The following is an 18,923-nucleotide window of genomic DNA, read 5'->3' on the forward strand; positions in this document are numbered from 1 at the left end:
GACTTGAACATGCCGACGAGAGGGCGATTTCCGTTCCTTCGCCCCTTCGTCGGGCCTTGCTCCTGCTTCAGGTACGGGCCCGCCGTGCCGATCGCGCAGTCGGAGCCGCCGTTGTTGTCCCAGGTGCCGTTGCCGTGCGCTGCCGCCGGGGCCGGAGGTGAAGACTTCCGGCGGAAGCGGTTTCTATACTCGGGCGGTCGCGGGCGGCCGCACGCGTGATCGACGTCGAGAGGCTTCCGATGAAACTGCCCGCGCCGCTGCACGTACTGAACGAAGGCCTGGCGTTCCTGCTCGAACTCGCCGCCCTGGCCGCACTGGCCTGGTGGGGGTGGGACAGCGCGGAGAACGTGGCGCTCCGGCTGCTGCTCGCGGTCGCCGCGCCGGCCGTCGCGGCCGTCGTCTGGGGCCTGTTCGCCGCGCCCAAGGCGCGGTTCCGGGTGCCGCTCGCGGGTGTTCTGGCCGTGAAGGCCCTGGTGTTCGGCGCGGCGGCGCTCGCGCTCCTCGGCGTCGACCGGCCGGTGTGGGCCGTCGTCTTCGCCGCCGTGGCGCTCGTCAACACCGCCCTGGCGACGGCGGACCGGCAGGCCGCGATGCATCGCGACGCCTGATCGACTCCCTGAACCGGGAGCAGGCGCCCGGCCGGGAAGCCCGGCCGGGCGCCTGTGTGACGGGCAGGCCTCCTCCCGTCGTCAGCCGACGTGCCAGTCGTAGAGGATCTCGTAGGACCCTCCGAACTGCTCGACCTTCTGGGTGAGTTGGCGTTCCGCGGAAGCGTGTCGCGCGAACCGCTCCGGGCCGTCGACATGGAGCGTGACCGGGATCGGCGTGAAGGACTCGTCCGCCAGTCCGGACCTGATCTTCTCGTTCACCGCGTCGAAGACGTCGCCGACGAGTGCGCCGATCGCCCCGGCGACGAGGGGGCCGGCGATGACCGCCCCGGTCGTGCTCGCGGCCTTCACGACGGCGTCCCTGATCTGTGTGCCGAAGGCGCCGTAGAGCGTGTCGAACCCCTTCCTCAGGTCGCCGTCGTCGTGCTCGATCACCAGCAGGGTGGTCGTGTACGACCGGGGCCAGGGGCCGGGCCTGTCGATGTCGAACTCCATGAGCACGTGCGGACGGTCGCGCCAGGGGTCCCGCACGTCGTCGCTGGACACGTCACCGATCTCGCCGCCCCTCAGGACGTCGGCGCCGTACGTGCCGTCCGGTCGTGCCACGACCGATGCCGAGTCCATGCCGAGCGCGGAGACGTACACCTCGTCGTCACCGCCCTGCAGGAGGTCGTCCGTCGATTCCTTCTCGATGAAGTACCGCAGCCGGAACTGCAGAGTGCGGTGGTGCCAGTACGTCGACCACACATGGTGGTCGGCCCCCAGGACGAAGAGGTCGATGTGGTTGCCCCGGCGGGACACGGCCGTCACGCGCTGCCGCTTGTCGAAGACCGCCTGCCCCGGCACCGCGAACCAGTCGGCGGCCCAGCCCGTCTCGGCGCTCCAGTAGGTCGTCCGGACATGGCTGTCGTTCCCCACGACGTACAGGTCCAGGTGCCCGGGGACCCGGGAGGACGCCGTGACGGGGCGGCCCTTTTCGAAGACGGCGCTTCCCGGTACGGGGAACCAGTCCGCGCTCCAGCCGCCGTCGGCGCCCCAGTAAGTCGTCCAGACGCGGCTGTCGTTGCCCATGAGGAACAGGTCGAGGTGATCCTTGTCCCGGGCCACGGTCGCCACCGGCTGCTTGTCGAAGACGGTTGCGCCGGGGATGGGCATCCAGTCCGAGTTCCATCCGGCCTGGGCGCTCCAGAACTGCGACCACACGCGGTTGTCGTTGCCGACCACGAAGAGGTCGAGGTGATCCTTGTCCCGGGCCACGGCCGCGACCGGCTGCTTGTCGAAGGCGGCTGCGCCGGGGATGGGCATCCAGTCCGGGTTCCATCCGGTCTGTGCGTTCCAGAACTGCGACCAGACGTGATTGTCGTTGCCGACGACGAAGAGGTCGAGGTGGTCGGCGTCCCTGGCCACGGCCGCGACCGGTTGCTTGTCGAAGACGGCTGCGCCGGGGACGGGCATCCAGTCCGAGTGCCATCCGGCCTGCGTGCTCCAGAACTGCGACCACACGCGGTTGTCGTTGCCGACCACGAACAGGTCGAGGTGCTCCTCGTCCCGCGCCGCGGCCGCCACCGGCTGCTCCCCGAACACGGCCGTCCCCGGTACGGCGAACCAGTCCGGGTTCCATCCGGCCTGTGCGTTCCAGAACTGCGACCACACCCGGTTGTCGTTGCCCACCACGAACAGGTCGACGTTCTCCTCGGAACGAGACACCGACGTGATCTGCCTGCCTGTGTCGAACACGGCCGCACCCGGCACCGTGAACCAGTCGGCGTTCCACGTACCCATACGATCACTCCTCTCCGGAGGGAACAGGCCCACAAGGGGCTCGTTCGGACCCGACCTCCAGCGTGCGCCGGGGCCGGGCCGCAGAGGATCCCTGACATTGGGGATGGACAGGGGCCGGAGAGCCGGCGTCGTCAGCGGTACAGCGCGGCGACGAGTTCGTCGCGGCCTTCCGCGCCCGTCTTGCGGAACACCGCCTTGAGGTGGTCGTTGACCGTGTACGGGGACACCCCGAGGCGCCGGGCGATCCGCTTCACGGGCGACCCGTCCCGGAGCTCGCCGACGATCTCGCGTTCCCGGGGCGTGAGCCCGTACCAGGCACAGAAGGACGGCGTGACCGTGTCTCCGGTCGCCCCTTGCAGGATGATCGCGACATCGCCGGCACCGTCCTCGCCGAGGGGCTCGGCCTGGGCGGTGAACCACCTGCCGCAGCGCGCCGGCGGCATGCAGATCAACGGGCCCGGGGCATCGTGCCGGGCCCGGGCGGCGAGCGACAGCGCTCGGAACCAGGCGTCGGACGCCCCCGCCGCGACGGCGGGCTCGCTCCGCGCCACCACGTGTTCGATCCATGCCCTCGCCTGCGGGCTGACCGCCTTGACCCGGTGGTCGGCGCCCACGACGGCCACTCCGGCGGGCAGGACCGGAGCATCCGGGGCGGGACAGAGCGGGCCGGACGTCCCGTAGCGCCGGAGGACGGCCAGCAGGGCCGGCGCGAGCCGCATGGCCCGCCGGGCCTCGTCCTCGCCGAACCGCCGCCCGCCCGAGGCGCGCAGCAACCGCAGCTCTCCCCAGGTCCCGCGCGGGTCCGCGAGCCTCAGCCACAGCTCCGAGCCCGCCCCGTGAGCGGCGAGGATCCGGTCTGCCTCCCGGTCGTGCGACCGCCCGCCGACGACGGCGACGGCGCTGTCCGTCCGGGCGGTGCCGACCGGTCGGCGCTCGCCCGCCCCCGCGATGCGGTGGGTGAGGAGGGCGAGGGCCAGTGCGGGCTCGTACCCGTGCCAGAAGCTGAACCAGCAGAGCTCGGTGCCGAGGACGGGATCGGTGCCCCGCAGGCAGAGCGCGTCGTGCGCGACGATGGGGGCGAGCAGTCGGGAGATCCCCGCGGCGGCATCCTCGCCGCCGGCGCTCAGGCTCACCGCCGCGTACACGTCCCGCGCCAGCCGCTCGTCGTCGAAGAACGTCAGGCCCACGCAGGTCATTGTCTCAGCGGCACCGCTGCCGCGCCTGCCGCCCGACCGGCCCTCGCCCCCCTGACGGTCCTGGTCAGGGCCTGGGCCAGGGGCGGCCTTCGAGTCGCTCGATGTCCCGGTTGAAGCGTTCGAGGTAGGCGGCGAAGCGGGTCACGTCCTCCGGTGACCAGTCCTCCATCACCCGCTCCAGACCCTCGACGTTCGAGGCCCGGTCGGCCTCCAGGCGGCGCTCGCCCTCCTCCGTGATGCGGAACTTGCGGGCGATGCCGCCGTCCGGATCGGGGATGCGCTCCACGACTCCGGCGCGCAGCATCGCGGCGGTCTGCCGGTTGAGGGTGGAGGCGTCCAGGCCGAAGGCCTCGCTGAGCTGCCCGATGGACATCGGCCCGTGCATGCGGATGCGGGTGAGGAGCACGTACGCGCTGCGGTCGAGCTGGCCGCCTGCCGCCCGGGAGCGGGGCCCGTACAGGAGGGCGTGCCGTCCGATCAGCATGCTCTCGAACTCGACCAGGTGGGTGGGCTTGTCCATGAGGGCATTCTCTCCCGTCCCGAGCCTATATGCATCATGCATATCTTGTGCATGCTGCAATCGATGTGCATGATGCACAAGCATCGAACTTCGAAGAAGTACCGAAGAAGTACCGAGGGAGAACTCGTGGACGGCTCCAAGCCCGACGCCCGCCCCGGCGGCGTCGTCGGCGTCCTCGCCATGGCCGGCATCGTGGCCGCACTCATGCAGACCCTGGTGGTGCCGCTCATCGGCGACCTCCCGAGACTGCTCGACACCAGCGCATCCGACGCCTCCTGGGTGATCACCGCCACCCTCCTCGCCGGAGCCGTCGCCACCCCCGTCGCCGGCCGGCTCGGCGACACCCTCGGCAAGCGCCGCGTCCTGCTCGTCTCCGTGATCCCGCTCGTGGCCGGCTCGATCGTCTGCGCGCTCGCCTCCTCCGTCGTCCCGATGATCGTCGGACGCGGACTCCAGGGCCTCGGCATGGGCGTCGTACCCCTCGGCATCAGCCTGCTCCGCGACATCCTCCCGCCCGAGAGGCTCGGCGGCTCCATCGCCCTGATGAGCGCCTCCATGGGCGTCGGCGGCGCCCTCGGCCTGCCCTTCTCCGCCGCCGTCGCCGAGAACGCCAGCTGGCGCGTCCTCTTCTGGGTCGCCGCCGGACTCAGCCTCCTGGTCGGCCTCCTGATCTGGCGCGTCGCCCCCGCCGGCCGCCGCGCCGCCGCCCCCGGCCGCTTCGACCTGCCGGGCGCCCTCGGCCTCGGCGTCGGGCTCGTCGCCCTGCTGCTCGCCGTGTCCAAGGGCGCGACCTGGGGCTGGGGCAGCGCCACCACCCTCGGCCTGTTCGCCGTCGCGGCCGTCGTGCTGCTCGCCTGGGGCGCCTGGGAGCTGCGCACCCGCGACCCGCTCGTCGACCTGCGGGTCACCGCCCGCCCGGTCGTCCTGATGACGAACGCGGCCTCGGTCCTGGTCGGGTTCGCGATGTACGCGCAGTCCCTGGTCGTCCCCCAGCTGTTCCAGCTGCCCGAGGCGACCGGGTACGGCCTCGGGCAGTCGATGATGGCCATGGGCCTCTGGATGGCACCCGCCGGCCTCATGATGATGATCCTGGCGCCCCTCGGCGCCAAGCTCTCGGCCGCCCGCGGCCCCAAGGTCACGCTCTCCGTCGGCGCGCTCGTCATCTCCGCCGGCTACGGCTCCTCCCTCGCCCTGATGGGCTCCACCTGGGGCCTGCTCACCGTGACCCTCATCTGCAACACGGGCGTCGGACTCGCGTACGGGGCCATGCCGGCGCTCATCATGGGCGCGGTGCCGCAGGAGGAGACCGCCTCGGCCAACAGCTTCAACACCCTGATGCGCTCCATCGGCACCTCCGCCTCGGCCGCCGTCATCGGCGTCGTCCTCGCCCAGATGACCACCGTCCTCGGCGGCCACGCCCTGCCCTCCGAGGACGGCTTCCGCGTCGCGATGCTCATCGGCTGCGGCGTCGGCCTCGTGGCCGCGGTCGTCGCCGCGCTGATCCCCGCGAAGGCCGCGGCACCTGCTCCCGCCGACGCCCGGGGGGCCGCCCCCGAGACCGGCCCGCACGCGGCCTCGGAGGCCACCACCGCCTGACGGCGACCGGCGCGCCGCGGGGTACGTGGGGACGGCCCCGCGGCGGCGCCACCCCGTCCGGCGGGCGGACCACGGAGGCACCCGCCGAACCCCGGGAAGGCCCCGACCGGCCGCGGAGACGCGACCAGCGGGGCCTTCCCGGGTGTCCGGGCCCTGGGGCCCGTCCGGCGGCCGCCGGAACGCGACCGGTCGGGCCCTCGCGGGTGCCCGGTCCTTCGTGCGGTCAGCCCTGGACCGCCGTGAACCCCGCCCTCTTGTACGTACGCATCAGCAGCGCCGTCTCCGTCGACGTCACGCCCTCCAGGCGGGCGAAGACCCGGGCCGTGAACTCCTGGAAGTCCCGGGTGTCGCGGTGGCTGGAATACCCGAGCAGGCTCGTCCCGCCGCTCGTCACCACCAGATGGCGCAGGGCCGGTTCCCGCGCGAGCAGCCGGATCGCGGGATCGAGCTCCCGGTGCGGCACCCCGAGCCGGAACCGCGCCTCCACCGGGTAGCCGAGGACCGCCGGATCGGCGTGCAGCCGCAGGTGCAGCACGTGCGAGGCCGTCAGCCGGGCCAGGCGCCGCCGGGCCGTCGTCTCGCCGACGCTCAGCTCCCGCGCCAGGCGGGTCGTCGACATGCGGGCGTCGCGCCGCAGGAGCTCGACGAGCCGCCGGTCGAGCTCGTCCACGACCGGCGGCTCCGGGAGCGCGGTGCCCTCGATGGCGTGCCGCCGCACGTCCGTGGGCTCGTCGTCGTACGGTGCCCAGTCGCTGGCCGTGAGCAGCAGCCGGAGGACCATCGCCGAGTGGATGTCCACGACCCCGTCGAGCCGGCCGATCACCGTGTCCACGAGGGTGAGCAGCGCGTCGTGGTCGGCCGCGTGGAGCTCGACGAACACGTCGAGCGCCCCGGTGGCGACCTCCACGGACCGCGTCTCGTCCAGGGCGGCGAGCGTCAGCGCCACCTCGTGGACGCGGCCCGGCGCGCACCGTACGGCGATCTCGGCCGTCACCCCCTCGTACCGGTACTCGGGGATCAGCGCCGCAGCGAACGCGACCCGCCCGTCGGCGGTCATCCGCTCCAGGCGGCGCGCGACGGTCCGCTCGTGCGCCCCGACGGCCGCGGCGACCTCCGCGAAGGGTGCGCGGGGGTCACGGTGCAGGACCTTGAGGATCCCGTGGTCGAGCGCGTCCAGGCCGCCGCCGGTACCGCCACCGCCACCGCCTCCGTGCCGCGCCGCCCGCTCCGTCGTCATCCCGTCTCCTCCCCTCTGCTCCTCCCGGTCGCGGGCCTGCCCGAAGGCGTCCCGCTCGACCTCCTCGTGCCCGAATCCGCCGAGAGCCCCCCACCCCCTGCCGCATTCGGCCGTCTTCACGGTCAACTCTTGCCCGAAGTGCCGCTCGCTCGCCACATTGTGGTGCATCTTCCGCCCCCGCACCCCCACCCGCCGGGCGGCCCCCCTCCCCATCGAGCCCACGCGGCCCTCCCGAAGAGGTAGTACGTATGACGGACGCCGGTACCCGCACCGCCCCCGTACGAAGAAGAGCCGTACGTCCCGTGCCCGCAGGCGCGGTCATCGCCTCGGTCGCGCTCGTCGAGCTCTCCAGCGGCATCACCCAGGGCTTCCTCTCCCCGCTGCTCAAGGGCCTCACCGACACCCTCAAGGTCACCGCGGCGGACCTGAACTGGATCAGCATCGCGAACCTGCTCGCCAGCGTCGCGTTCACCCCGGTCCTCGCCCGCATGGGCGACCTCTACGGCCACCGCCGGCTGCTGCGCTGGAACCTCGCGATCGTCCTCGCCGGCTCCGTCCTCGTCGGGCTGAGCCGCTCCTTCCCGATGCTGCTCGCCGGCCAGATCCTCCAGGGCGCCTTCGCCGGTTTCTTCCCGCTCCTCGTCGGCATCCTCCGCAACCGCCCCGACGGCGGCGACGGGGAGAGCCGCCGGGGCATCAGCCTCATGGTCGCCGCGCTGATCGGCGGCCTCAGCCTGGGCCTGCTGTCCAGCGGCTTCATCGCCTCCACCGTCGACAGCCCCACCGCCGCCCTCTGGGTGCCCGCCATCGGCGCGAGCCTCGCGCTGGCCGTGACCTGGCCCCTGCTGCCCGAGTCCGACGACCGCCCCGGCGGCTCCGTCGACTGGACCGGGGCGGTCCTGCTCTCCCTCGGCCTCGTCGCCCTGATGCTCGCGCTCGGTCTCGGCGGCACACCCGGCTGGGAGTGGACCTCCACCCGGACCCTCGCCACCCTGATCGGCGGCGTGTTCCTCACCGCCCTGTGGGTGCTCGTGGAACTCCGTACCGCCGCGCCCATGATCGACGTCCGGATGTTCCGTCGGCGCAATGTGGTCGTCGTGTCCGTCGTGACGCTCACCTTCAGTTTCTGCATGATCGGCCTCCAGGTCGCCCACTCCGTCTTCCTCGGCACGAGCCCCGCCGAGACCGGCTACGGCTTCGGCTACGACCCCATCGCGATCGGCCTCGGACTGCTCCCCAACCTCCTCGCCATGGCCCTCGGCGCCCTCGCCGCCCCCGCCGTGGCAGCCAGGATCAGCGACCGCCTCACCCTCGTCACCGGCTCCGGCCTCATGGCCGTCGGATACGTGATCGCCCTCGCCGCACACGCCTCCGCGCCGGTCTTCCTGTTCGGCACCGCGCTCGCCGGACTCGGCAGCGGCTTCCTCCAGCACTCCACGCGCACGCTCGCCGTGGAGTCCGTCCCCCACGACCGGACCTCCGTCGGCTCCGGCATCAACGAGCTGCTCATCAACGTCGGCGGCTCGCTCGGCGCCGCCGCGGTCCTCACCGTCTTCGCCGGGCACACCCCCGCCGGCCACACCCTGCCCGACCTCGGCGCCTACACCACCTCGTGGGTGGTGTGCGTCGTGATCTCCCTCGTCGGCGGCGCCGCGTCCCTCCTCTACCGCACCCCGTCCAAGGACCACCAGTGACGACCACCACCACGGCCCGCGAGCACAGCCGGGCCACCCTGACCCGCCACCAGGACGCGGTCATCGGGCTCAGCCACGCCCTGCACGCCGACCCCGAACTCGCCTACGAGGAGCACCGCGCGGCCCGCCGCATCACCGACCTCGTCAAGCGCGCCGGCTTCGACGTGACCCGCGGGGCGTACGGGCTGCCCACCGCCTTCCGCGCCACCGCCGGCACCGGCGACCTGGTCGTCGCGATCTGCGCCGAGTACGACGCGCTCCCCGGGATCGGCCACGCCTGCGGCCACAACGTCAACGGCTCGGCGTCCGTGGCCGCCGCCCTCGCCCTCGCGCCGCTCGCCGACGACCTCGGCATCACCGTCGCGCTCCTCGGCACCCCCGCCGAGGAGTCGGGCGGCGGCAAGGTCGACATGATCCGCGCCGGGGCCTTCGACGACGTGGCGGCCGCCATGATGGTGCACGCCGCACCGCAGGACACCGTGGGTCTCACCACCCTCGCCATCAGCAGCCTCTCCGTCGCGTACTCCGGAGTCCCCGCGCACGCCGCCGCGATGCCGCACCGGGGCGTGAACGCCGCCGACGCGATGATGATCGCCCAGGTGGCGATCGCCGCCCACCGCCAGCAGATGGTCCCCGGCGCCGTCGTCTCCGGCGTCGTCACCTCGGCCGGCGACGCGGCGAACGTCATTCCGGCCCGCGCCACCGCGACGTACGACGTCCGCGCCCGTACCAGCGAGGAGCTCGCCGAACTCCAGGCACGGGTACGGGCCTGCTTCGAGGCCGGCGCCCTCGCCACCGGCGCCGAGCTCCTCCTGGAGACCGTCGGCAACGACTACGCCGACCTCCGCCAGGACCTCGCGATGGGCCGGAGCTACCAGGCCGCCGCCGAGGCCCTCGGCCGCACCGTCCTCCCCGACAACCCCGACGTGCGCGGTGGTTCGACCGACATGGGGAACGTCTCGCACGTCGTCCCGACGATCCACCCGTCCATCGGGTACGACTGCGGCGACACGATCATGCACCACCCGGACTTCACCCGGTACGGCACCACGGCCGCTGCCGACCGTGCCGTCCTCGACGGAGGCCTGGCCATGGCGTGGACCGCGATCGACCTGGCGACCGACCCGGCCCAGCGCGAGCGGCTCCTCGCCCGAGTCGCCGCCCGCGCCGCCGCGAACTGACCGCCGGCCGAACGGACTTCAGGCCGCCGCGCCCAACCAGGGGCGGCGGCCGGGGCCGGTCGGGTGGGTGCCCGTGGCACTCATGACCACCGAGTACAGGCTGGTCTGGGCGGCGATGAAGAGACGGTTGCGCTTGGCTCCGCCCCAGGAGATGTTGGCGACGGGCTCCGGGATGTTCAGCCGTCCGATCAGGGTGCCGTCGGGGTCGTAGCAGTGCACCCCGTCGCTCATGGCGGCGGCCCAGAGACGGCCGTCGGCGTCGAAGCGCAGGTTGTCGAAGCGGGCCTCCTCGCGGGCCGAGGCGTCGGCGAAGACCTTGCCGTCGGAGAGCGTGCCGTCCTCGCGCACGTCGAAGACCCGGATGAAGCCCGCCCGGGTGTCGGAGACGAAGAGCTGCTTCTCGTCGTGGGAGAAGACCAGACCGTTCGGCGCGGCGAACTCGTCGGCCACCAGGCGTACTTCTCCGCTGTCGGGGTCGATCCGGTAGACGTTGTTGGAGCCGATCTCGCTCTCCGCGCGATGGCCCTCGTAGTCGCTGGTGATGCCGAAGTCCGGATCGGAGAACCAGATCGAGCCGTCGGACTTCACCGCCGCGTCGTTCGGACTGTTCAGGCGCCTGCCCTGCCAGCGGTCTGCGAGCACGGTGACCGTGCCGTCGTGCTCGGTGCGCGTCACGCGCCGGTTGCCCTGTTCGCAGGAGATCAACCGGCCCTCGCGGTCCAGGGTGTTGCCGTTGCTGTGCCCGGCCGAGCGGCGGAAGACGGCGACGGCGCCCGTCTCCTCGTCCCAGCGCAGCATCCGGTCGTTCGGGATGTCGCTCCAGATCAACTGCCTCCAGGCGGGCAGGTATATCGGCCCCTCGGCCCAACGGCAGCCCGTGTGGAGGACTTCGAGGTGGTCGTCCCCGTACATGCACCGTCCCGTGAGGAACCGCTCGTCGAACATCTCGTACAGCTCGGGGCGCTCGCCGCTCATGGGCCCTTCCCTTCGTGAAGCCATCGCCTGTGCCGAACCTGATCCTGTGCTAGATGAGAATTGCAGGATCATCTTCAGTCACACAAGGAGCTTCCGAACGGAGAGCTGTGGATCACATGGCGCGGCGCGCGCCCGCGAGCCGGATCAACCCGTCTCCTCCGTCTCCTCCGCCTCCACGGCGAACAGCGCCCCCTCCGGATCGCGGACCACAAGACGGCGCTCGTCGTCGCCGCCCGGCGGCCGCACCCCGGCCCACTCGCCGCCCGGCACCACCCACCCGCCGTGCGCCAGGACCGCCTCCCGCGCCGCCTCCAGATCCCGCACCCGGAAACGGACCAGCCAGCGCGGCCGCAACTCCGGGCGGGGCGACTCGGATTCGACCGGGCCGCTGTCGAGCCGGGCGACGGCCTGGCCGTTGCGCCGCAGCACCACCCCCTCGTGCTCGTACGACACCTCGGTGCCGCCCTGGCTCTCGTCCGCCCAGCCGAGCACCCCGCCGTAGAACACGGCCGCGTCGAACGCGTCGCGGGTGTGCAGCTCCACCCATGCCGGCGCCTGCCGCTCCCCGACGTGCCAGCGCGAGACCAGACGCCCCTCCCACACGCCGAACACCGCACCCTCCAGATCCGTCGCGAGCGCCGCCCGGCCCCGCGGCGGATACGCCAGCGGCCCCACCCCGACCGTGCCACCGCGCTCCCGGATCCGCGCCACCGCCGCGTCGGCGTCGTCGACGGCGAAGAACACCGTCCAGGCCACCGGCCCCGCCGGCTGCGCGGACACCGCCGCGATCCCCGCCACCGGCACCCCGTCCCGCTCACCCACCATGTACGACTCGCCGAAGGCGCCCCGCCGGAACGTCCACCCGAGCACGGCCCCGTAGAAGCGCTGCGCCGCCTCCAGATCGTGCGCGGACAGGTTCAGCCAGCACGGTGCTCCCATCACGTCCCCGGTCGTCGGCCCCGACACCGGCACCACCTCCTCGTCGTCTCCTCGTCGTCCCGAGTCCGTGCGCCCCTTCCCCGCCCCGCCGACCACCACACCCCGGGTACGCCGAACGGCTCAGCGGGCCGCGCGGGAGGCGTAGGCGCGGACATCGGCGTCCGGGTCGTCGGCCGCTCCGGCGAGCGCCGCGCGCGCAGCCGGTTCGGCCCGGTGGGCCAGGAGCGACAGGACGGCCGCCTTGCGCACGTCCGCGTTCGGATCGGCGAGCGCCCCCGCGAGCGCGGGGACGGCGAGGCCCGGCGCCGCGGCCCGGAGCGCGGTCGCCGCGCCGGACCGCACCTGCCAGGCGCCGTCGCCGAGCGCCGCCCCCGCCCCCGCCGCGTACGCCGGAGGGCAGCCGGTGCCCGCGAGCGCCGCCAGGGCGGCGCCCCTGACCAGCGGGTCGGGATCGTCGAGCAGCGGCGCGAGCGGCTCCGGCGCGGGAGCCCGTACGGCCGCGAGACCACGGGCCACCGCGACCCGGACCTCGCGCGCCGGGTCGGCGGCGGCCCGCGCGAGCTCCGCGACCGCGTCCACCGAGACCAGCGCCCGTACGGCCTGGACGCGTACCTCCACGGAGGCGTCGCCGAGCGCGTCCGCGTACAGCGGGGCGTCCCCGAGCCGCAGCGCCCGCAGGACGTCGAGCGCGGCGGCGCGCACGGCCGGATCGGGCACGCCGAGGGCCTCCCGGAGGCCGTCCCCGAGCGCCGGCTCGGCGGGCAGCACCTCGACCAGCTCCCGCAGGGCCGCCGAGGCCGCGGCCCGGACCGGCGCCGCGCCGTCCCGCAGCCGGGCCGCGAGCGCCGGTCCCGCCCCGGCCGGCGCGGTCTCCCCGAGCGCGGTCACGGCGGCCGCCCGCACCGCCGGATCGGCGTCGTCCAGATACGGGCCGAGCGCCTCCAGGCCGGGGGAGTCCTCGACGAGCGCGAGGAGTCGCAGCAGCCGGGGGTGGGGTCCCGCGGGCGCGGGAGCCTCGGCCGGCGCGTCGGCGGCGGCCGGGCGGGGATCCGAGGTCGTCGAGGCCGCTGGGGCCGCGTCCCTGGCTCCGGCCGTGGCCACCGGCACGAGCGCCACCTCGCCCAGGAGCCGCTCCGGACCGCCCGGCGGCGAGAACTCCGGCACCGGGACGACGTACGGCTCGACCGGCCGCGCCGTGAACTCCATCGTCCCCGTGGGGGACTTGCGCAGATCCAGATGGTGCAGCCAGCCCGTGTCGTCCCGCTCGGGATGGTCGAGCCGCTCGTGGTAGAGGCCCCACCGCGACTCCGTCCGGGCGAGCGAGGCCCGCGCCGCCATCTCGGCGCAGTCCCGGATGAACGACACCTCCGCGCACCGCATCAGCTCGTGCGCCGTGCGCGCCCCCATCCCGGCGATCTCCGTCGACATCCGGTCGAACGCCTCCACGGCCAGGGAGAGTTTCGCACCGGTCTTCGGCGGCGCCACGTAGTCGTTCACGAAGCGCCGCAGCTTGTACTCGACCTGCGGCTGCGGCGGACCGTCGGGGTTCCGCAGCGGCCGGTAGACGAGCTCGTGCGCGGCCGCGAGCTGCCCGGCGTCCAACTCGCCCTCGTAGGCCCGGTACCGGGAGGCGTCCTCGCCCGCCAGGTCGCCGAAGACGAACGCGCCGATCATGTAGTTGTGCGGTACGGAGGCCAGGTCCCCGGCCGCGTACAGCCGCGGCACGGTCGTGCGGGCGTGGGCGTCGACCCGCACCCCGGAGGCCGAATGGCCGCCGCACAGGCCGATCTCCGAGATGTGCATCTCGATGTCGTGGGTCCGGTAGTCGTGCCCCCGGTTCTGGTGGAAGGTGCCCCGGGTCGGCCGCTCCGTGGTGTGCAGGATCGACTCCACGGCGCCGATCGTCTCCTCGGGGAGATGGCTCAGCTTCAGGTACACCGGCCCCCGGTCCGAGGCGAGTTCGGCCGCGAACTCGGCCATCATCTGCCCCGACCAGTAGTCCGACTCCACGAACCGCTCGCCGTGCCGGTTCACCTGGTACCCGCCGAAGGGGTTGGCGACGTAGGCGCAGGCCGGGCCGTTGTAGTCCTTGATCAGGGGGTTGATCTGGAAGCACTCGATCCCCGTGAGGGCCGCGCCCGCGTGGTACGCCATCGCGTAGCCGTCGCCCGCGTTCGTCGGGTTCTCGTACGTCCCGTACAGATAGCCGGAGGCGGGCAGCCCGAGCCGCCCGCAGGGGCCGGTCGCCAGGATCACCGCCCCCGCGCGGACCACGACGAACTCCCCGGTGCGGGTGTGGAACCCGGCCGCGCCGACGGCCCGGCCGTCCTCCGGGTGGGTGAGCACCCGGACCGGCATGACCCGGTTCTCGATCCGGATCCGCTCCCGCATCTCGCGCCGCCGCAGCTGCCGGTAGAGGACCTTCTTCACGTCCTTGCCCTCGGGCATCGGCAACACGTACGAGCCGGAGCGGTGCACCTGCCGGACCGCGTACTCCCCGTGCTCGTCCTTCTCGAACTTCACCCCGTACGACTCCAGGCGCCGGACCATCGCGAAGCCGCGGGTCGCCGTCTGGCGCACGGTGGACTGGTCGACCAGGCCGTCGTTCGCGCGGGTGATCTCGGCGACGTAGTCGTCGGGCTCGGCCCGGCCGGGCACGACCGCGTTGTTGACGCCGTCCATGCCCATGGCCAGGGCGCCGGAGTGGCGGACGTGCGCCTTCTCCAGGAGCAGGACGTCCGCCCCGCGCTCGGCGGCGGTCAGCGCGGCCATCGTGCCGGCGGTGCCGCCGCCGATGACGAGCACGTCGCAGGAGAGCTCGGTCGCGTCCGCGAGGTCGGGGACGGTCAGGGGGGTTTCCACAGGATGCCTTTCAGAGGGAGTCGAGGACGCGGCGGCGCAGGGCCTCCGTGGCCGGGGCGTCCCGGGCGTCCCGCACCCGCGGGTGCGGCACGTTCAGGACCTCGCCGGTCGCGAACAGGGCGACCCGGTCGCCGAGGTGGAGGGCCTCGTCCACGTCGTGCGTGACGAAGACGACCGTCGCGCCGGTGCCGCGCAGGATCTCCACGAGCAGGTCCTGCATCCCGGCGCGGGTCGCCGCGTCGAGCGCGCCGAACGGCTCGTCCATCAGGACCGCCCGGGGCCGTCCGGCGAGCGCCCGGGCCAGCTGGACGCGCTGCCGCTGCCCGCCGGACAGCCGGTGCGGCAGCTTGTGGGCGTGCCCGGCGAGCCCGACCCGCTCCAGCCACTCCTCCGCCGTGCGGCGCCGCTCGGCACGAGGGACGCGGCGGATGGCGAGCGGCAGCTCCACATTGGCGCGGACCGAACGCCAGGGCAGCAGGGCGTCGTGCTGGAAGACCAGCGCCCGGTCGGCGCCGGGCCGGCGGACCGGCACCCCGTCCTGGGTGACCCGCCCCTCCAGCGGGGGCAGCAGCCCGGCGAGCGTCCGCAGCAGGGTCGTCTTCCCGCAGCCGGACGGGCCGACGACGGTCAGGAGCTCGCCGGGCGCGATCCGCAGCCCGACGGGGCCGGAGACGGCGGCGCCGTCCGGGTGTCCGAGCCGGGCGCCGTGCAGGACGAGTTCCGCCCCGGTCGGCACGGAGGTGGTGACGGGCGGGCTCACGGTGGTCATGTGACCGGCTCCTTGTCGGGTACGGGCGGGACGACGGCGGCACGGACGGAGGCGGGACCGACCACGTCGGCCGGGCCTGTGAGGGCCGTCGGGTTCGCCGGGTCGGCCGGCTCCGCCAGCTCCGTCGGGTTCGCCGGATCGGCCGGCTCCTTCGGCTCCGCCAGGTCTGTCGCTTCCGCCGCTCCCGTCGTGCTCGCGCGGCGCGCGGAGGTCGGGGCGGTGCGCGTCGCGGAGGGCGGGCCGGGTGGGCCGCCGCCCTCCGCGGCGCTCGGCAGCCAGGCCGTGACCCGGCGGCCGAGGGCCTCCACCGCCGTGGAGGTGAGCCGGCCCAGGACGCCGATCGTGGCCATGCCGACGAAGACCCCCGGGTAGTCGACGACCGTGTAGTCCTGCCAGGTGCGGTAGCCCACCCCGTACTCGCCGGAGATCATCTCCGCCGAGATCACACAGATCCAGGCGACGCCGATGCCCACCGAAAGACCGCCGAAGATGCCCGGCAGCGCGCCCGGCAGGACCACCGAGAACAGCACCCGGGCCCTGCCGCCGCCCAGGGTGAGCACTGCCTCCTCCCACGCCGGGTCCAGGGCCCGCACCGCGTGCCGGGTCGACACGAGGACGGGGAAGACGGCGGCGGCGCAGGTGATGAAGACGATGCCCTGCTCGTTGGTGGGCAGCAGCAGGATCGCGACCGGCACGAGGGCGATGGCGGGGATCGGCCGCACCACCTCCACCAGCGGGCCCAGGACGTCGGCGGCCCACCGGGACCGGGCGACGGCCGTCCCGGCCGCCACCCCGAGGACGGCCGCGAGCAGGAAGCCGAGGGCGATCCGGCGCAGGCTGTGGCCGAGGTCCTGCCAGTACGCCTCGGTGCCGATCCGGTCGGCGAGGGCGGAGGCCACCTCGACGACCGTGGGGAACTGCTCGAACCGCAGCCACAGATTGACGTCCAGGGAGGTCAGCAGTTGCCAGACGCCGAGCGCCGCGAGCGGGGAGGCCACCCGGACCAGACGGCGGCCGAGGCCCACGGTGCTCATGACGCGAGCCCGACGGCGTCCGCGTACGCCACGATCCGCGAGCCGGCGTGCCCGGAGACGTACCGCTCCGCGCCCTCCCGGGTCACGAAGGCGCGCCACTCGCCGCCGTCCTCGACCCACACCGCCCGGTCCGCGAACCAGAGCGTCCCGGTCACCGCGTCCGGCACGTACGCGGCCCGGACCCGGGCTCCCTTGAGCGCGGTGAGCAGCGCCTTCGGGCTGTCGAAGGTACGGGTCGACTCCTGGCCCTCCAGCCACAGCTCGGCCTTCGCCGGTACCGCCTTCGGGTACGAGGCGCCCGGGACCGCCCGCCGCAGCGGAGCCGCGTCGACGAAGGCGTCCACGTCGACGTCCTTCACCAGACCGGCCTCCTTCAGGACCGGCACGTCCTCCTTGAGCGCGGCGACCAGCTCGGGCCGGAGCGCCGGGTCGAAGGTGGCGATGCCGTGCGCGCCGTTGTAGAGGTAGACCACCTCGGCGGGCAGCCCCGTCGCCTTCGCCACCGACTCGGCCGAGGCCACCGGCCGGGTGCGCAGCTCGTCCGTGGCCCGCCGCTGCGCCCGCAGGAACGCGTCGAGGACCTGCGGGCGTTCCTTCGCGAACCGCTCGCGGACGGTGACCCCGTGGAAGGTCGGCAGGTTCAGCTCGGCCCCGTCGTACAGCGCCGTCGCCCGGCCCTGGAAGGCGAGCAGACCGGGCCAGGCGACGAACTGGGAGAGCGCGTCGGCGCTGCCCGCCGCCAGGGCCGAAGCACCCACGCTCGGCTGTTGGTTGACCTTGTGGACGTCCTTCGCCGGATCGATCCCGGCCCGCCGCAGGGCCCGGACGAGCGTGCCGTCGGCGGCCGAACCGACACTCGTGGACACCTTGCGGCCCTTGAGGTCCTTCAGCGTCCGCAGCGGCGAACCCGGGGCGGTGACCACGGTGTTGAGCCCGCCGCGCAGGTTGTATCCGGTCACCGCGACGAGCCGCGTCGGCTCCTTGAGCTGCTTCCCGCGCGCCGCGTTGATCAGCAGCGGGAAGTCGCCCATCGAGCCGATGTCGATCTTCCCCGCGGTCATCTGGGCGGTGATCGGAGCGCCGGTCGCGTAGTCCTGCCAGACGACCTCGTAGGTGACGCCGTCCTTCCTGCCGGCCGTCGCGAGCTCCTCCTCGAAGTAGCCGAGGGAACGCAGCAGGGTCCCGGCGGTGACCGTGTTGATGGTCTTCGACTGGTAGCCGACGGTCACCGTGACCGTCTTCCCGTCGGAGGATCCGCCCGCCGCGTCGCCCCCGCAGGCGGTGGCGAGCGGCAGGAGCAGGGCGAGGGGGACGGCCAGGGCAAGTCTTCGTGTCCGCATGGGAGTTCGGCCTTTCAACGGAGCAGATAGGGCATGTTGACGGTCACCGCGCCGGTGGGACAGCGGGCGGCGCACGGGCCGCAGTACCAGCACTCGTCCACGTGCATGTACGCCTTGCCGTCCTCCTCGCGGATCGCGAGCGAGTCGAGCGGGCACATGTCGACGCAGAGCGTGCAGCCGTCGATGCACTTCGACTCGTCGACGGTCACGGGCACGTCGCCGCGCTGGGGGACCACGGGCATGGCTGTCTCCAGGAAAGGGGGGTGTACGAAAAGGGAGTGCGGGCTCAGAGGGAGCGGCGGAGCACGCCGCTCATGGTGATGCGGTCGCCGCGGAAGCGGATGAACTCCAGGTCCACCGGCCGCCCGTCGGGCAGACGGGTCAGCCGCTCCAGCATCAGGACGGCGGCGCCGCGCGGCGCCTGGAGGACGGCGGCGGAGTGCGCGTCGGCGTTGACGGCCTCCAGGGTGATCTCGGCGTGCCCGAGCGGGCCGCCCGTCAGCTGCTCCAGGAGCCGGAACACATCCGTGTTCTCCAGGTCGCAGCCGAGGAGTTCACCCCCGACGTCCATCGGCAGGTACGACAGGTCGAGCGAGAGCGGCAGCCCGTTCAGCCGCCGCAGCCGCTCGATGCAGAGCACGTCCGCGTGCTCGGGCAGGCCGAGCCGGTGGGCCACCGGGCCGGGGGCGCCGACCGGGCCCACGGTCCGGACCTCGTTGGTGACCCGGCCGTGCTCGTGCAGGGTCTCGGCGAGCCCCTGGAGCCGGTCCAGGCCGTGCGGGTACTTCTCGCAGACCACCACCGTCCCGACCCCCGGCTGCCGGTCGACCAGCTGCTCGCCGCGCAGCAGGTCAAGGGCCTGCCGGACGGTGTTGCGACTGGCCCGGTAGTCGGCCGCGATCACGTCCTCCAGGGGGAGGACCCCGCCGGGGAAGCCGCCCGCCAGGATCTGGTGGCGCAGCAGATCGGCGAGCTGCCGCGCCCGGTCGGCGCGCAGCCGCCGGCGGCGGGCGGCGGCGACGGGGCGGGCGGCGGGAGCGGGTTCGGCGGGCATGGCACGGAACGTAGCGGCGTACCGGCCCCGGTGGTGTTGCCGCAGTATTGCGCCACCTGACACCCCCTCCGTACGCCTCTGACCTGCGGCGACGGCGAGGAGGCGGGAAGATCCGCCACCCGGGCGCCCAGCACGT

Annotated in this window: 15 protein-coding genes and 1 pseudogene; 4 read left to right on the forward strand and 12 right to left on the reverse strand. The window is 73.6% G+C overall.

Annotated features, from left to right (window positions below; translation table 11 throughout):
• Positions 1-239 precede the first annotated feature (239 nt).
• The gene (locus tag SVTN_RS35030) at positions 240-608 is read left to right on the forward strand and encodes a YrdB family protein (protein ID WP_041132694.1); all 369 of its coding nucleotides are present in this window, start codon (positions 240-242) and stop codon (positions 606-608) included.
• Between the two features lie 81 nt (positions 609-689).
• Here SVTN_RS35030 and SVTN_RS41270 read toward each other — a convergent pair whose 3' ends face one another.
• From SVTN_RS41270 to SVTN_RS35045, 3 genes are all read right to left on the reverse strand, one after another.
• On the reverse strand, positions 690-2,390 hold the full coding sequence (locus SVTN_RS41270) for a PLL family lectin (protein WP_052499475.1): 1,701 nt from the start codon (positions 2,388-2,390) through the stop codon (positions 690-692).
• A 131-nt stretch (positions 2,391-2,521) separates the two neighbouring features.
• The gene (locus SVTN_RS35040; protein WP_159026551.1) at positions 2,522-3,577 is read right to left on the reverse strand and encodes a helix-turn-helix transcriptional regulator; all 1,056 of its coding nucleotides are present in this window, start codon (positions 3,575-3,577) and stop codon (positions 2,522-2,524) included.
• A gap of 73 nt (positions 3,578-3,650) precedes the next feature.
• Positions 3,651-4,106, reverse strand: a complete 456-nt coding sequence (locus SVTN_RS35045; protein WP_041132696.1) for a MarR family winged helix-turn-helix transcriptional regulator — start codon at positions 4,104-4,106, stop codon at positions 3,651-3,653.
• Between the two features lie 126 nt (positions 4,107-4,232).
• Between SVTN_RS35045 and SVTN_RS35050 the strand changes: the two genes are divergently transcribed.
• Complete coding sequence (locus SVTN_RS35050) at positions 4,233-5,702, forward strand: MFS transporter (RefSeq protein ID WP_041132697.1); 1,470 nt, start codon at positions 4,233-4,235, stop codon at positions 5,700-5,702.
• A 223-nt stretch (positions 5,703-5,925) separates the two neighbouring features.
• Here SVTN_RS35050 and SVTN_RS35055 read toward each other — a convergent pair whose 3' ends face one another.
• Positions 5,926-7,059 carry an Lrp/AsnC family transcriptional regulator gene (locus tag SVTN_RS35055; protein ID WP_245727759.1) on the reverse strand — a complete coding sequence of 378 codons (1,134 nt, stop codon included), beginning with the start codon at positions 7,057-7,059 and terminating at the stop codon, positions 5,926-5,928.
• Between the two features lie 128 nt (positions 7,060-7,187).
• Here SVTN_RS35055 and SVTN_RS35060 point away from each other — a divergent pair, with 128 nt between their 5' ends.
• The gene (locus SVTN_RS35060; RefSeq protein WP_078908626.1) at positions 7,188-8,633 is read left to right on the forward strand and encodes an MFS transporter; all 1,446 of its coding nucleotides are present in this window, start codon (positions 7,188-7,190) and stop codon (positions 8,631-8,633) included.
• Positions 8,630-9,814 (forward strand): M20 family metallopeptidase, encoded by a 1,185-nt coding sequence (locus SVTN_RS35065; RefSeq protein WP_041132699.1) that lies wholly within the window; start codon positions 8,630-8,632, stop codon positions 9,812-9,814. Before SVTN_RS35060 ends, SVTN_RS35065 begins: the two co-directional genes overlap by 4 nt.
• An 18-nt stretch (positions 9,815-9,832) precedes the next feature.
• Here SVTN_RS35065 and SVTN_RS35070 read toward each other — a convergent pair whose 3' ends face one another.
• The 8 genes and pseudogenes from SVTN_RS35070 to SVTN_RS35105 form a co-directional block, all read right to left on the reverse strand.
• Positions 9,833-10,789: an SMP-30/gluconolactonase/LRE family protein gene (locus tag SVTN_RS35070; protein WP_041132700.1), complete on the reverse strand. Its 957-nt coding sequence runs from the start codon at positions 10,787-10,789 to the stop codon at positions 9,833-9,835.
• Between the two features lie 144 nt (positions 10,790-10,933).
• Positions 10,934-11,755: a VOC family protein gene (locus SVTN_RS35075; RefSeq protein ID WP_342669699.1), complete on the reverse strand. Its 822-nt coding sequence runs from the start codon at positions 11,753-11,755 to the stop codon at positions 10,934-10,936.
• A 93-nt stretch (positions 11,756-11,848) separates the two neighbouring features.
• The gene (locus tag SVTN_RS35080; protein ID WP_041134568.1) at positions 11,849-14,578 is read right to left on the reverse strand and encodes a fumarate reductase/succinate dehydrogenase flavoprotein subunit; all 2,730 of its coding nucleotides are present in this window, start codon (positions 14,576-14,578) and stop codon (positions 11,849-11,851) included.
• Between the two features lie 22 nt (positions 14,579-14,600).
• The gene (locus tag SVTN_RS35085) at positions 14,601-15,359 is read right to left on the reverse strand and encodes an ABC transporter ATP-binding protein (RefSeq protein ID WP_052499476.1); all 759 of its coding nucleotides are present in this window, start codon (positions 15,357-15,359) and stop codon (positions 14,601-14,603) included.
• A 265-nt stretch (positions 15,360-15,624) separates the two neighbouring features.
• A pseudogene (locus tag SVTN_RS35090) lies at positions 15,625-16,393 on the reverse strand (ABC transporter permease); the annotation flags it as partial.
• Positions 16,390-17,733 (reverse strand): ABC transporter substrate-binding protein, encoded by a 1,344-nt coding sequence (locus SVTN_RS35095; RefSeq protein WP_052499477.1) that lies wholly within the window; start codon positions 17,731-17,733, stop codon positions 16,390-16,392. The pseudogene SVTN_RS35090 and the gene SVTN_RS35095, both read right to left, overlap by 4 nt.
• A gap of 14 nt (positions 17,734-17,747) precedes the next feature.
• Positions 17,748-17,975 carry a 4Fe-4S dicluster domain-containing protein gene (locus tag SVTN_RS35100; protein WP_041132702.1) on the reverse strand — a complete coding sequence of 76 codons (228 nt, stop codon included), beginning with the start codon at positions 17,973-17,975 and terminating at the stop codon, positions 17,748-17,750.
• 44 nt (positions 17,976-18,019) lie between these two features.
• The gene (locus SVTN_RS35105; protein ID WP_041132703.1) at positions 18,020-18,787 is read right to left on the reverse strand and encodes a GntR family transcriptional regulator; all 768 of its coding nucleotides are present in this window, start codon (positions 18,785-18,787) and stop codon (positions 18,020-18,022) included.
• Positions 18,788-18,923: the final 136 nt, after the last annotated feature.

The sequence above is a fragment of the Streptomyces vietnamensis genome, assembly GCF_000830005.1.
Lineage (GTDB): Bacteria > Actinomycetota > Actinomycetes > Streptomycetales > Streptomycetaceae > Streptomyces > Streptomyces vietnamensis.